Here is a 14593-nt window from a genome sequence, read left to right on the forward strand (position 1 = left end):
TAGGGCAGTTTTTTTCCGGGGCTGTCATCCATTTCCTAAGCCGGAACGTGCATCCGAATCTGTACCCAAACTTGCAGGACACCTTCCATCACCAGCATTGTTTTTACCTGGACGGTGTATTCCTTTTCTCTGACCGTATACACTTTTTGGTTCAGCATGATCCGCGTCATTTTGCTGTACTCATCGATGTTGAAGACGTCGCGGCCCCGGAGAACCTCAAGTTCATCGCCCAGTTTCTGCAACATTACTTTCAGGGAGGCCTCGTCCGGACCTTTGTCAGAATCTTCTGCACGGACCTTGATTTCCTTGATGACGGTTTGGCGTTTACTGTATTTTTTCAGCGTTTTAATATCCTCCTCATTCTGATGCAGCTGAAGCTGCAACTCCTGATTGTTGAGCCACAACTCGTTGTAACTCAGGTGAAATACACCGTTGTACACGACACAACCGGCGATCATTCCCAGAACAAAGACAGCAGTCATGCGCATAAGCGGACGGTAACGTGCAAAAGGCGGGATTCTCATGGGCGTTCTCTTGGAGTCATGCTAACCCCGTCCTCCACCGCAAACCCATTTCACCAGTTCAGTACCCATGTGGGCGCCCATGAAGGCGGATATCAGGTACAAAATTTGTTTGACTGCCGGAGACAGATTGCCGTCCAGCACGTTGCTTTCGATCACCCGCATCGGATCGATTGTACCGCCAACGGCCGCTGCGAGCGCCCAAATTTTAATTTTCCCAGCGACATCAAGCATCGTCTGTGTCGGAGGCTGGAGAGAGACCACCGCTCCTATACCTCCAATCATCGCGCCGCCCAGCACGATCCCAAACGCAATGAAGAAATCAAGAATGGCTTTGGACAAAAATGTGCTCATCCGGCAACACCCCTTTCAGACCCAGCAGCACACCTCCTGTCTTCGGTCCGTAACAGGGGGAGCGGCTTGTACTTCTATTGTATGGGCGTGCCCCCGAACGTTATGATAAAATAGAATAATAAAGCACTCTTCATTAGGATGAATCCTTATATTTCATTCATTTCATTTATAGCAGCATTTTGCATGAATACAGAAATCAACTTTCGGTCTGAACCGAAGGATGAAAAATACGGATAGAAGAAGATAGTGCAGCAACCTGATGCAAGATGGTTGCTGTGACTGTCCATGGCGAAAGGAAGAAAAAAACATGAGTTCTTTTGTGCATTTGCACGTTCACAGTGAATATAGTTTGCTGGACGGCGCTGCGCGTATACCGGATCTCGTGAATAAGGCCGCGGATCTCGGAATGACTACGCTGGCATTGACCGACCACGGTGTAATGTATGGTGCTATCCCTTTCTATAAAGCATGCGTCGAGCGGGGAATAAAGCCGATCATTGGATGTGAGGCTTATATGACTGCCGGGTCTCGTAAAGAGCGGGGAAGCCGCAAGGATCAGCCGATCCATCATCTGATTTTACTGGCCAAAAATATGACGGGTTATCGCAATCTGATGAAACTATGCTCCATCGGACATTTGGAAGGCTTCCATTACAAACCACGTATTGATATGGAAAGTCTGGCCGCCCATCACGAGGGTATCATCTGTCTAAGTGCTTGTCTGGGGGGAGAGGTTCCCCAGCATTTGCTGCATGGACGAGAGGAAGAGGCAAAGCGTGCGGCGCTCCGTTACAAAAATATTTTTGGTGCCGATTTCTATCTGGAACTGCAGGATCATGGGCTATCTGAGCAAAAAAGAGTGAACCCCCAGCTGATCCGTCTGGCAGCAGAGCTTGATATTCCATTGGTGGCGACCAATGATGCGCACTATTTGTCAGAAGAGGATGCCGAGCTTCAGGATGTGTTGATCTGCATCGGAACAGGGAAAACGGTAGATGACGAGAACCGGCTGCGCATCGGAACCAATCAGCTTTATCTCAAGAGTGAACAAGAAATGGCGCGTTTGTTCCCCCATGTGCCCGAGGCATTGGAGAATACGGTTCGCATCGCGGAGTCGTGTGAATTGCAGCTGGAATTCGGCAAATCGATTTTGCCGGAGTACAGACCGCTTCCTGAAGGGGAAAGTCCTTCTGCCTATCTGCGTCAGTTGTGCGAAGAGGGAATGGAAGATCGCTATATTGAATCATCGCGTTGGACGGACACGGAGCTCAGAGCCGAACTTGAACAGCGGCTGGATTATGAGCTCCGGGTTATAGACAGTATGGGATTCTCGGATTATTTCCTGATCGTATGGGATTTTATCGCCTATTCTCACAGGCAGGGAATTGTCACCGGACCGGGCCGTGGTTCCTCGGCAGGTAGTCTGGTTGCCTATACCTTGCGTATTACAGACGTTGATCCCATGAAGTATAACCTGCTCTTCGAGCGGTTTTTGAATCCGGAACGGATATCCATGCCGGATATTGATATCGACTTCAGCGATGAACGGCGGGACGAAGTCATTGAGTATGTTGCGAAAAAATACGGCAAAGCCCATGTCGCCCAAATCATTACCTTTGGTACAATGGCTGCCCGTGCAGCCGTTCGGGATGTCGGGCGTGCACTGAATGTGCCTTACGGCGAGGTGGACAAGGCAGCGAAGCTGATTCCTGCACAGCTTGGCATTAACATTCAGCGGGCAATGGAAGCCACACCTGAACTGAAGGCACTGTATGAGACCAAGCCGAAAACACGTGAATTGCTCGATATGGCCATGAAAGTGGAAGGCATGCCTCGTCATGCTTCCACGCATGCGGCGGGGGTTGTCATCTCCCGTGATCCGCTGACGGATGCCGTTCCGCTTCAGGAGGGCAGTGAGGGAACGGCCTTAACGCAATATTCCATGGAAAACCTGGAGTCCATTGGACTGCTCAAAATGGACTTCCTCGGTCTGCGTACCCTTTCGATTATTGAACGCTGTCTGCGCTGGATTGGTGAAAATGGCGAAATTCCTGATTTCCGTCATATTCCGGACGACGATGCACTCACGTATGAGATGCTTGGTCGAGGCGACACCATGGGTATATTCCAGCTCGAATCCGCAGGGGTGCGTCGTGTCCTGAAGGAGCTAAAGCCAAGTGTATTTGAAGATATTATTTCCGTACTGGCCTTGTATCGTCCAGGCCCGATGGAGTTCATATCCAAATACATTCAGGGCAAACATGGACAGATTGAAGTGGATTACCCGCATACAGATCTGGAGTCCATCCTCAAGGATACGTATGGCATCATTGTATATCAGGAACAAATTATGCAGATTGCTTCCCGGATGGCGGGCTTCTCTCTCGGTGAAGCGGATTTGCTCCGCAGAGCGGTTTCCAAGAAGAAACGGGAAGTACTGGATCTCGAACGTGGACATTTTGTTCAGGGCAGTCTTAAGCAAGGATACAGCGAAGCGGAGGCTGACTTGGTCTATGACATGATCGTCAAGTTTGCCAACTACGGTTTCCCGCGTGCCCATGCCGCTGCGTATGGTGTGCTGGCTTTCCAGACGGCTTATCTGAAAGCACATTATCCCATTCATTTTATGTCATCCATGTTAACAGCTGTTATGGGCAGTCACCGCAAAGTGGCGGAGTACGTTGTGGAATGCCGACGCATGGACATTGAAGTACTTCCACCAGATGTCAATGAGAGCGGCATTCTGTTTACACCTGTACTTGCATCATCCACCAGCACTAGGCCTGGACAAGCGGCGGGAACCCAACGTTTAGGGGGAGAGCATGGGGAGGACGGTACAGCAAGTCCTACTATGGAACATGCCGTACATGATGATCATTATTCCGGACAAGCGGAGTACGGTGAAGCCCCTCTTCCGGATGACCCGGGTCCCGTACCAGACGAAGACGGTGGTGCATATGATTGGCAGGCAGCGACGGCTGTGCCAGAGCAGTCCGAGGATCGGATTAATTCGGGCGTAGTGACTGTTTCTACAGCAGAACGCCTGCATGGGAACGGGGAAGAGGAGTCCTCGCACGCTGAACAGCGTGGAATGTCTGATGTACGGGAGCAAGATAGATTACCTGATCACAATTCGAATGCTGATAAAGCAACCGGGGCAATACGATTTGGTCTGGCTGCGGTAAAAAATGTAGGTACCCAGGCGATGGAGAGTATCATGATTGTACGGCAGGAAAGACCGTTCGACAGTTTGCTCGATTTTTGTCGTCGCGTCGATTTGCGGGTATGCAACAAACGTGTGATTGAATCGCTTATTCAGGCGGGAGCCTTTGACACATTACCTGGGCACCGTGCCCAATTACTGGCGATGCTGGATGAGACCGTGGAGGCGGCTCTGAAATGGCGCAAGGAACGCGAAGATCTGCAAATTCAATTGTTTGATTTTGTCGAGACGCCGAACTGGGAGATTGAATATCCCGAAATTCCGCCTTATTCCGGGAGTCAGCAATTGGAGCTGGAGCGTGAGCTATTAGGTTTGTATCTCTCTGGTCATCCACTGGATGACTACGAAGATGTGCTTGAATCCAGCGGCGCAGATCGCATTATGGAGCTGACGGAAGCGGCTGACGATACGATGGCCGTCGCAGCCGGGATGGTCGTGTCTGTGAAGTCGATTACGACGAAACAAGGCAAAGCTATGGCGTTCATGGAGCTGGAAGACCAGATCGAACGCTGTGAAGTGGTTCTCTTTCCCGAAGTATGGCGGCGCAGCCAGCAGCATGTCGGGAAAGGTGAACTACTCGTCGTGCGTGCCAAGGTGCAGCAGCAGGACGAAGGGTTCAAGCTGCTGGCTGAGGAAGTGGCGCCGTTGTCACCGGCGGCACTGGAACAGCAGCTGCGCAGCCGCGAACGGCGCGGCAAGCCCGGTAGCGGCAGTGTTTCGCGCCCGGCGGCTCCGCCACGGCAGGCGGGCGGCGCGGGAGCCGGAGCTCAGCGCAGCAGCGCAGGCGTGGATGCTGGAGCTGCACGCAGCAGCGGAGGCCAGGGTCCGGCAGCGTCGCACAGCGCTGGGGGTGGATCTGGGGCGGCCAATGCCAATGGGGCCGCTTCCGTGGCTCGTCGGGCCCCTGAGGCCGCTGGCGGCACGGAGCAGAGTCGTGGGCCGCGAGTGGTGGAGCAGCGGGTGTTCGTGAAGATCACCCCGCAGGCGGAGAAGCCCGAGCTTCTGGCCCGACTGAAACAGTTGCTTCAGCAGCATTCGGGTCCGGTGGCGACGGTGCTCTTCTATGAACAGCAGCAGAAGCTGCTCGCATTGAGTGATGCCTACCGGATTAAACCTTCGCCCTCTTTGTTCTCCGAGATGGAGAAGATGCTGGGTGAGGGCACGGTCAAAATAAAATAATAGGCTGTCTCGCAAGTGATTGTTTTCTCGCCTCAAAGCGCTAACGAAACTACTGCGCCTTAAAAGGCGGATGATCGTGTAATGCAAAGTTTAACGAACTTCAGTGACTTTATTCCGGTACAAAACTGCGGCACGGCCTATAGAATGACGAAATAACATCTCTGAGATTCGTTAAACCGCAGATCTGTGGAAATTGGAGCTAATAACGTGCGTTTGAATCGTTAGGGCCGAACCGAATAATGCTAAAAAGGTGTCTCCGGCCATGCTCATGACCCTCAAATACCCCTTATTCCTAATAAAAAACCTGTTCGGCCAACTGCCGAGCAGGTTTTTTTGTATTTATTTTACCAATTACATCAAGTATACAGGCGAAGGTGATATTGAACACAAGAATGTAATATGTGAATCTTTTTACATAATTTATAGGATAAGCAGACTGCCAAAGCGAATGTGCATTCCGCATTTTTTATGAACATTTTGCGAGCTTGCCGCATACACTTGAGAACACCGAAGGACCTGGGGGTCCTCGGGGGAGCGATGCGGGAGGTCGAGATATGTCATATGAAATCGTAGAAGCCATGCTGGCCCGGCGGGGTGTACAGATTGATGCAATCGCGGAAATTGTATATCGTCTGCAAAAAGGGTACCACCCGGAACTGACTATGGACGACTGTGTCACCAGTGTAAAATCAGTACTGCAGAAACGTGAGGTGCAATATACGCTGTACACAGGTATAGCCCTTGACGAGCTTGCTGAGAAACGCCTTTTGCCGCAACCATTGCAGGCGATTATGGAGGCGGATGAATCCCTGTATGGAGTGGACGAGACTCTTGCTCTTGGCATTACCCATGTGTATGGTATGATCGGTTTAACCAGTTTTGGTTATCTGGATAAAGAAAAGATTGGCGTCATTCATGATCTGAATGAAGCAGGACCAGCTATACATGTTTTTCTGGACGACCTGGTTGCCGGGCTCGCCGCCGCTGCTTCTGCCCGAATTGCTCACAAAAATATTAAAGCCAAGAAATATCCATCGGATATCTGATTTTCTTCATTTGTGTTTTCATTCATTTGGTATCTTTTGTTTGTTCAATGGAAGGTCATCCGGGGTGGCTGTTGCTGCCCTGAGCGGCCTGAAATTCCTTTTTGATAAAGAAAGTCTTAGGAACATTGCATCAACCATATCGGTTATCCTCACGGGACAAATGTCCCTCTAGTTCTCGTTTTCTCCCCAAAGGTCCCGAACCCTTCCTTGCAGAAAAAAAGTGAGGTATGTTATCATTAGTCCAATATACGGGCTCTGAACATTAGCTTAGGGGGCGGACATGGCATGTGGACGGTGATTTACATTGCACCGACAGCAAAGGTTGCGGACAAGATTAAGACCAAGCTTTCGGAAGAAGGTTTTCTGGTACAGACCCGTCCCATCAGTTTATCCAAGCAGCAATTTGAGATTCGCGTCCCTTCAGGGGAATTGGAAGAGGTTCAGGAAGTGCTGAATTCGATTCTGCATTCCTGATTCATTCGATATCAGACGTGCCTTGGCAGATGAAGAAGTACCAATGGTACATAAGGGACTGACCGCGTAAGCGGAAAGAGGAATCGACTTGCATGTATTGTATGCTGCTGTCCTTCCTTCTTTTTTTGTTAGGACAAGGACTGACCAGATTGCTCCCAGAGACCCTACCAAGACAGATTCAAACATCAGCGCAACAATCTTTCGGTTATTGCAGGTAACATCAATCGTGCTGACAGAAGCCGCTGATCCTTGCCTTATACCGGCGGATTTTTTTGTTGTGAATGCTGGACAAGGCCCATGGCAGCGTATGGGTCGTAAGCGGTTTACCGCAGCGCGCGGATGAAGTTGCTACATGCAACGGACTGCAGGTTGCGGCCATCAAATCAACGGCTGGAGAGGTGTAGTTGTGTTCAAAGATATATTCCAGAAAAAACGGAAGTACGCCACCATACCTTCCGAGCGTGCGCTTCGTGGCGAAGGTCAGGAAGCTGGAGAACGTCCAAAACGGGAAATACCTGAAGGGCTTATGAACAAGTGCAGCAAATGCGGCACGATTCAATATAGCAAGGAATTGGAAAAGAACTTGAAAGTATGTCCGGCTTGCGGCTACCATATGCGTTTGAACGCAATGGAACGTATCGCCATGGTTTTAGATGAGCAAGGGTTTGTGGAGTATGACGCTGATATGGTATCAGTTGATCCGCTTGAATTCCCTGGATATAGTAACAAACTGGAACAACAGCGCCTGAAGTCAGGACTAAAGGAAGCTGTCATTACGGGTGAGGGAACCTTAGAAGGTTTGCCTGTGGTTGTTGCTGTCATGAGCTTCGACTTCTTCACAGGTAGTATGGGTTCGGTTGTAGGGGAGAAAATTACCCGTGCGATTGAGCATGCAACAGAGAAACGCCTGCCTTTGATCATTTTCTCAACATCTGGGGGTGCCCGGATGCAAGAGAGTATTCTAAGCCTTATGCAAATGGCGAAAACAAGTGCGGCTTTGTCCCGTTTGGATGAACAGGGCGGGTTGTATATTTCGGTCATCACCGATCCGACGACAGGCGGAGTATCGGCCAGTTTTGCGAGCCTTGGTGATATCATTATTGCTGAGCCGGGAGCTGTATTTGGCTTCGCCGGTAGAATCGTTATTGAGCAAACGATCCGTCAGAAACTGCCTGATGATTTCCAGACGGCAGAATTTAATTTGCAGCACGGTCAGCTGGACATGGTGGTCCATCGTAAAGAACTTCGAGCCACCCTTGGCAAGCTTCTAGACATGCATAGTGAAAAAGGAGGGGTCTAAATGGCGGGTGAGTTGCCATATGAAGCGCCTCTGGTTGAGATGCGCAAAAAGATCGAAGAGCTCGTACAGTTTGGACAGGAAAAAGGCATCGACTTCACTGACGAAATTGCCCGCCTGGAAGAACGTTATCATAGACTCGAAGAAGAGATTTATACCGGCATAACGGCTGCCCAGAAAATGCATCTGGCGCGGCATCAGCAGCGTCCGACGGCACTGGATTTGATCCAATTGATATTTACCGATTTCATTGAGTTGCACGGTGATCGCATGTTCGGAGACGATCTGGCGGTTGTTGGCGGACTGGCGAAGCTGAACGGAAAAACAGTAACGGTCATCGGCCAACAGCGGGGGAAAGATACGAAGGATAATATCGCCCGTTTTTTTGGGAGCGCACATCCAGAAGGATTCCGAAAAGGCTTGCGTCTCATGAAGCAAGCGAACAAATTTGGTCGTCCAATTATTACATTCGTTGATACTAAAGGGGCGTATCCGGGTAATACTGCTGAAGAGAGAGGTCAATCGGAAGCTATTGCCCGTAACCTGCTGGAAATGGCGAAGCTCTCGGTACCTGTTATTATAGTGGTCATCGGCGAAGGCGGAAGCGGCGGGGCCCTAGCTATGGCTGTGGGTAATCGTGTGTTGATGCTGGAGCATGCGATTTACTCTGCGATCTCTCCGAACGGTGCTGCATCCATTCTTTGGAAAGATGCATCCAAGGCAGATCAGGCGGCCGAAGCGATGAAAATAACGGCCAAAGACCTTCTGGAGATGGAGGTCATTGAAGAAATAATCCCTGAGCCACGCGGCGGTGCTCATCGGGATTATGAAGAATCTGCGGCTGCAATTAGCGAGGCTTTGGTTCGTCATCTGGACGAGATGAGAGGCTGGACTGGTGACCAATTGAAGCAGGATCGGTATGAGAAATTCCGTAAGATTGGATCAGTCACGTTTGAACCTGAGGTGCAAATTGAAGCCGCTCAAGTGCCTGTTGAAGTCGATACAGCAGGTAATTTGTCGGGAAATGCTGAATGATGTGACGAATTTCCTATACAAATGAGCAAAAGTATAGTAAATTTAATAGTTGGAAAAAGAAAAAGAGATAAAAAGATAGACCTTTAAAATCGGAGGAAACCCAAAATGCGCAAAACAAAGATTGTATGTACGATTGGTCCATCCAGTGAATCATTGGAGAATACCAAAAAATTGATTATGGCCGGTATGAATGTGGCCCGTTTGAACTTCTCCCACGGTGATTTCGATGAGCACGGCGGACGGATCACAGCAATTCGCCAAGCATGCGAAGAGCTGAACAAGACAGTAGCGATCTTGCTGGACACCAAAGGACCGGAAATTCGGACAGGTAAACTCGAAGTGGAGCCGATCGAACTGGTTCAAGACGAGTACATCACTTTGACAACAGAAGAAATTCTGGGCACCAAAGAACGTCTTTCCATTACGTATGCAGATCTTCCGAGTGATGTTGAACCGGGATCTACAATTCTGATTGACGACGGTCTGATCGGACTGACTGTGGTGGAAGTACAAGGCACCGAGATCAAATGCCGTATCGTTAACGGCGGTACGATCAAAAGCAAAAAAGGTGTTAACGTTCCGGGCGTTGCCATTTCTCTGCCGGGTATTACTGAAAAAGATGCTAACGATATCGTATTTGGTATCGAGCAAGGTGTCGATTTCATCGCGGCTTCTTTTGTTCGTAAAGCAAGCGACGTCCTTGAGATTCGTGAATTGCTTGAAAAACACAATGCTGGACATATTCAAATCATCTCCAAAATTGAGAACCAACAAGGTGTGGACAACCTGGATGAAATCCTTGAAGTGTCCGATGGCCTGATGGTTGCTCGTGGAGACCTGGGTGTAGAGATTCCTGCGGAAGAAGTACCATTGGTACAAAAACGCATGATCGAAAAATGTAACGTTGCAGGCAAACCGGTTATCACAGCTACACAAATGCTGGATTCCATGCAACGCAACCCGCGTCCAACACGTGCAGAAGCAAGTGACGTGGCTAATGCGATCTTCGACGGTACAGATGCAATCATGTTGTCTGGTGAAACAGCTGCTGGTAAATACCCAGTTGAATCCGTTCTGACAATGTCCCGTATTGCCGAAAAAGCAGAATCCGCTCTGCCTTACCAAGAGCTGTATCTGAAACAACGTGTTGCTCAACAAACAACAGTTACTGAAGCAATCAGCCAATCTGTTGCCCTGTCAGCTCAAGATCTGAACGCTAAAGCGATCATTACTTCGACTGAATCCGGTCATACAGCACGCATGATTTCTAAATATCGTCCAGAATCTCCAATCATCGCGGTGACAACGGAAGACAGAACTTCCCGTCGTCTTGCACTGGCTTGGGGTGTAACACCAGTCAAAGGAAGACTTGTTGATTCCACTGACGCTTTGTTTGAAAATGCAATTGAAGGCGGCGTGAAATCCGGACTTGTAAAAGAAGGAGACCTTGTTGTTATTACAGCGGGTGTACCTTTGGGTCGTTCCGGTTCCACTAACCTGATCAAAGTAAGCCAAATTCCAAACAACGCATAATTGTGTTTGGACGAGAAGCAACAGGAATGAAGCAATGGGGCGTTTGCGTCCCGTTGCTTTTTTTCCATCTTTATGAGACTTTACCGTCGCTAGATACGTAATAATTGGTATATCGAAGGAGGCCGGTAACATGCAACAACAAAGCAATGGCAGTTGGTACACGGCACGCCTTCGCGTGCGTTATCAAGAAAGTGATCAGATGGGTGTGGTCTATCACGCCAACTATTTGAATTGGTTTGAAATCGGTCGAACCGAGATGATTCGCCAAATGGGGTATACATATCGTAAAATGGAGGAACAGGGGTTACTGCTTCCGGTAACCGGACTGGATGTAAAATATCATAAACCTGCCCGGTATGATGATGACATCATCATTTTCACCCGTATTGCTGCATTTAGTGGTCTGCGACTGAACTATGAGTATGACATAAGGCGCATGACTCCAGACCTTAATGAGCAGATAGGCATCGGGCAACGAGTATGGTCATCTGAGGAGTCCCTTCCTGGTGAACGATTGGTTACAGGCTCTACCCAACATGTATGGGTCAATGGGGACTGGAAGCCAGTCAGGCTGGATAAGGCAGCTTCTGAGCTCTACAGCGCGCTTGAGAAAGTGTGGCTTTCAGGAAAGGGGTAATACGTAATGCGAAGATGGATGTGGGCCCTGCTATTAATCATTCCGGTGATTGAACTGTTTGGTTTCATTCTTATGAGTGACTGGATTGGAGCCGGAAAGACATTGCTTCTCATGATTCTCACGTCCTTGATCGGTATAGCAATGTTGCAGTTTGAAGGACGAAAAGTACTTATTGATGCCAAATCCGAGATGGAGCGCGGTAAGGTGCCCGGAAGGAAAATGGTAGATGGACTTTTTATTTTTGTCGGTGGTTTCCTGCTGCTGATTCCGGGATTTATCACAGATCTGATCGGTTTTACACTGTTGTTCCCAGTAACACGTTCAGTGTACCGTCTATTCTTCCTGGGCTGGCTGGAGAAAAAAATGAGAAACGGAAGTATTAAGTTTTATCGTGGTCCGAAAAAATAGGATATACCAGCATCAGTTAAAGAAAGGCACCCACCACCAGATTCAGTCTGATGAGCGGTGCCTTTTTTAATCTTGAATATATACGGATGACAGAAAACAGAGATCATGATTTCATCGGACACGTCCGTTAATAATGTACGTTCGGAGATCACGGAACACGTTCGCTCGATTAAATGCATCAAGGATAACGAGGCTGACAGGGCCGATGATCAAACCGAGTACACCGAACAGTTTCAATCCGACAAACATGCCAACCAATGTGGCGAGAGGGTCCAATCCGACACTGCTGGCAAGCACTTTGGGTTCAATGATTTGGCGGGCAATCAGCACAATGAGATATACAATACTGATGCCGATCCCCAGGTACAAGTCTCCATTCATAAGCAGGTATGCTGCCCAGGGAACCATCACCAGGCCAACGCCGAGATAAGGAAGCAGATCCACCAGACCGATGAGCAAAGCGATCGTGAAGGCAGACTTAACCTGGAGCACAAGCAATCCAATCATGACAAATAATGCGGTGATAGAGATCATGATCAACTGGGCTCGTGCATAACCGAACAGGGCTTTTTTCAGATCATTCCATATGTCGGTAATCGGTTTGCGAATGGATGAGGGCACCCAGCCCGATACGGTAATGCTGTGTCTGGTCCAACTTTTGCTAATAAAGAAAGTTGACAGCAGAACCACGATTAATACGGCTCCCATATTGGGTAGAGAAGTGAGCAGGTTCAGGATCATGTTGAAAAATCCGGTGACCAGGTCCGTTACAGCTGTACCTACCGTTTCGGTTGTTTTGCTAATATTGCTGTTAATGGTCTCCTGATAGTTGGGATTTTCCTTGTAAAATTCATTGATCTGTCCAATTAAACTCTGAATCGTGTCATTCTGGGTCCAGCGGATGAACGTAGCCTTAATCTCATCGACATGAAGGTCGAAGCTCGTCGTTAGTGAAATGACTTCCTTGACCATACGGGTTACCGCAGCAGACAATACGACGACAATGGCGCCGAAATAAATGATTAGTGATAAGGTTACAGCCAGCCAGCGGGGAAATCGGGCCTTGTATTGAAGCAACTTCACCAGAGGATTCATCGCATAAGCGATAATCCAGGCGATGGCAAAAGGATATAACAGCGGGAACAGCAGGTATATGGCAACGGCAATGAGTATGGTCGCGATAATCACCCATAAGCCGCGCAACAGGCGTTTCATTATGATTCTATCCAAGCATCAACTCTCCTTATTCCATTTCAAGCTACCATGAAGGAAGCATAGGAAGCTATCTAGTTAATATAGAGCAAATACACTGATTTGAAACGCCAGGATGTCGTCGAATTAGATCTTTTCTTTTGCCTAGAGTATGCCTCATATTCACAAAATATAGCAATGAAAACTTGATTTATAGCATGGATTTATATAAAAAGAATAAAATGTCAACCTTGTTTTTGTAAAGGTTTTCAAAAATGCTTTATCGGTCTGATAAAGAAGTTTGATGTGCGGATGACCTCGCACCATGTTCACATAAACGACAAAATCCAGTATGATGAGATAAGGAAATACCGATTGACAGATATGAAAACCGGATATTGAGGTATTTATTAATTTTAAAATGTAAATGGTTACAAAAGAAGGACGAGTGCGTTTGAGCACGTAGATGACACTCTGGATGGGTTCTTGATTTCGTTTATTAAAGGAGAGATGTAATATGACAGCTACCAAAGGTCTGGAAGGCATCGTTGCAACAACCTCTTCGATCAGCTCCATTGTAGACGGTGTGCTTACATACCGTGGTTACGATATTGACGATCTGGCAGAACATGCAAGCTTTGAAGAAGTTGCCTATTTACTGTGGTTTGGTAAATTGCCAACTACGGATGAACTGAAATCCCTTCGCAAAAGCCTGAGCGATTACGCGCCGATTCCGAGCGAGTTGATTGCACAAATCCAATTGTATCCGAAAAACATGAGTACCATGGCAGCACTGCGTTCCGCGGTATCCGCACTGGCTCTGTACGATGAGCAGGCTGACGAGATGACAGCGGAAGCGAATGAGAACAAAGCGGTTAAGCTGCAAGCGCAGTTGCCAACCATTGTGGCAGCCATAGCCCGTATCCGTCAGGGCAAAGAACCTGTGGCTCCAAAAGAAGGCGCTTCCATCGCAGAAAACTTTTTATATATGATGACTGGAGAACAACCAGCCGAGACCGCTGTTAAAGCCCTTGATCAAGCGCTTGTCCTGCATGCGGATCACGAGTTGAACGCTTCTACATTTGCAGCACGTGTAACGGTAGCTACGCTGTCCGACATTTATTCGGGAGTAACTTCTGCCATTGGCGCACTGAAGGGACCATTGCATGGCGGCGCGAACGAAGCTGTAATGAAAATGCTGAATGAGATTGGTACACCAGATCGTCTGGAAGCAGCTATTCAAGAAAAATTGAACAACCGTGAGAAGATCATGGGCTTTGGACACCGTGTCTACAAAAATGGAGACCCACGTGCAAAACATCTGCAAAAGATGTCCAAGGAACTGGGAGAAATGAATAGCGATACACGCCTGTACGAAATGTCAGTGAAGATCGAAGAACTGGTAACAGGACAAAAAGGCCTGAAACCAAATGTAGATTTCTATTCTGCTTCCGTATATACCCAATTGGGTATTGAAGAGGTCCTGTTTACACCGATCTTTGCGATTAGCCGGGTATCAGGTTGGACTGCTCATATTCTGGAACAGCTTGCGGATAACCGTATTATTCGTCCGCGTGCCGAGTACACAGGCCCAACAGATCAGAAGTACGTTTCAATCGAACTTCGCTAATGGCATCAAAACCAGTATAATAAAAAAGGACGGGGTGAAGGGGTGTAACATGTTGGCTGAAATTA

The 14593-nt window shown here is 48.4% G+C and carries 12 protein-coding genes; 9 read left to right on the forward strand and 3 right to left on the reverse strand.

Annotated features, from left to right (window positions below; genetic code table 11):
- Positions 1 to 35 precede the first annotated feature (35 nt).
- Together ACDJ58_RS08210 and ACDJ58_RS08215 are read right to left on the reverse strand one after the other, a co-directional pair.
- Positions 36 to 524 carry a hypothetical protein gene (locus ACDJ58_RS08210; RefSeq protein ID WP_076289791.1) on the reverse strand — a complete coding sequence of 163 codons (489 nt, stop codon included), beginning with the start codon at positions 522 to 524 and terminating at the stop codon, positions 36 to 38.
- Between the two features lie 21 nt (positions 525 to 545).
- On the reverse strand, positions 546 to 875 hold the full coding sequence (locus ACDJ58_RS08215) for a YtrH family sporulation protein (RefSeq protein WP_024629128.1): 330 nt from the start codon (positions 873 to 875) through the stop codon (positions 546 to 548).
- Between the two features lie 307 nt (positions 876 to 1182).
- Here ACDJ58_RS08215 and ACDJ58_RS08220 point away from each other — a divergent pair, with 307 nt between their 5' ends.
- From ACDJ58_RS08220 to ACDJ58_RS08255, 8 genes are all read left to right on the forward strand, one after another.
- On the forward strand, positions 1183 to 5277 hold the full coding sequence (locus ACDJ58_RS08220) for a DNA polymerase III subunit alpha (protein WP_413377005.1): 4095 nt from the start codon (positions 1183 to 1185) through the stop codon (positions 5275 to 5277).
- 554 nt (positions 5278 to 5831) lie between these two features.
- The gene (locus ACDJ58_RS08225) at positions 5832 to 6323 is read left to right on the forward strand and encodes a phosphatidylglycerophosphatase A (protein WP_024629130.1); all 492 of its coding nucleotides are present in this window, start codon (positions 5832 to 5834) and stop codon (positions 6321 to 6323) included.
- Positions 6324 to 6608: 285 nt separating this feature from the next.
- Positions 6609 to 6797 carry a hypothetical protein gene (locus ACDJ58_RS08230; protein WP_017689496.1) on the forward strand — a complete coding sequence of 63 codons (189 nt, stop codon included), beginning with the start codon at positions 6609 to 6611 and terminating at the stop codon, positions 6795 to 6797.
- Positions 6798 to 7203: 406 nt separating this feature from the next.
- Complete coding sequence (accD, locus tag ACDJ58_RS08235; protein ID WP_063568087.1) at positions 7204 to 8097, forward strand: acetyl-CoA carboxylase, carboxyltransferase subunit beta; 894 nt, start codon at positions 7204 to 7206, stop codon at positions 8095 to 8097.
- Positions 8098 to 9129 carry an acetyl-CoA carboxylase carboxyltransferase subunit alpha gene (locus ACDJ58_RS08240; RefSeq protein WP_413377007.1) on the forward strand — a complete coding sequence of 344 codons (1032 nt, stop codon included), beginning with the start codon at positions 8098 to 8100 and terminating at the stop codon, positions 9127 to 9129. It abuts the gene before it with no gap.
- 105 nt (positions 9130 to 9234) lie between these two features.
- On the forward strand, positions 9235 to 10662 hold the full coding sequence (pyk, locus tag ACDJ58_RS08245) for a pyruvate kinase (protein WP_063568089.1): 1428 nt from the start codon (positions 9235 to 9237) through the stop codon (positions 10660 to 10662).
- A 130-nt stretch (positions 10663 to 10792) separates the two neighbouring features.
- Positions 10793 to 11299, forward strand: a complete 507-nt coding sequence (locus ACDJ58_RS08250) for an acyl-CoA thioesterase (RefSeq protein ID WP_413377009.1) — start codon at positions 10793 to 10795, stop codon at positions 11297 to 11299.
- A gap of 6 nt (positions 11300 to 11305) precedes the next feature.
- Positions 11306 to 11707 (forward strand): FxsA family protein, encoded by a 402-nt coding sequence (locus ACDJ58_RS08255; RefSeq protein WP_063568091.1) that lies wholly within the window; start codon positions 11306 to 11308, stop codon positions 11705 to 11707.
- A 111-nt stretch (positions 11708 to 11818) separates the two neighbouring features.
- Here ACDJ58_RS08255 and ytvI read toward each other — a convergent pair whose 3' ends face one another.
- The gene (gene ytvI / locus ACDJ58_RS08260; protein WP_063568092.1) at positions 11819 to 12937 is read right to left on the reverse strand and encodes a sporulation integral membrane protein YtvI; all 1119 of its coding nucleotides are present in this window, start codon (positions 12935 to 12937) and stop codon (positions 11819 to 11821) included.
- A gap of 478 nt (positions 12938 to 13415) precedes the next feature.
- On the opposite strand from ytvI, the gene citZ reads away from it, so the two are divergent.
- Positions 13416 to 14528: a citrate synthase gene (citZ, locus tag ACDJ58_RS08265; RefSeq protein WP_413377011.1), complete on the forward strand. Its 1113-nt coding sequence runs from the start codon at positions 13416 to 13418 to the stop codon at positions 14526 to 14528.
- The last annotated feature ends 65 nt before the right edge of the window (positions 14529 to 14593 follow it).

The sequence above is a fragment of the Paenibacillus taichungensis genome (assembly GCF_047302525.1).
Lineage (GTDB): Bacteria > Bacillota > Bacilli > Paenibacillales > Paenibacillaceae > Paenibacillus > Paenibacillus taichungensis_B.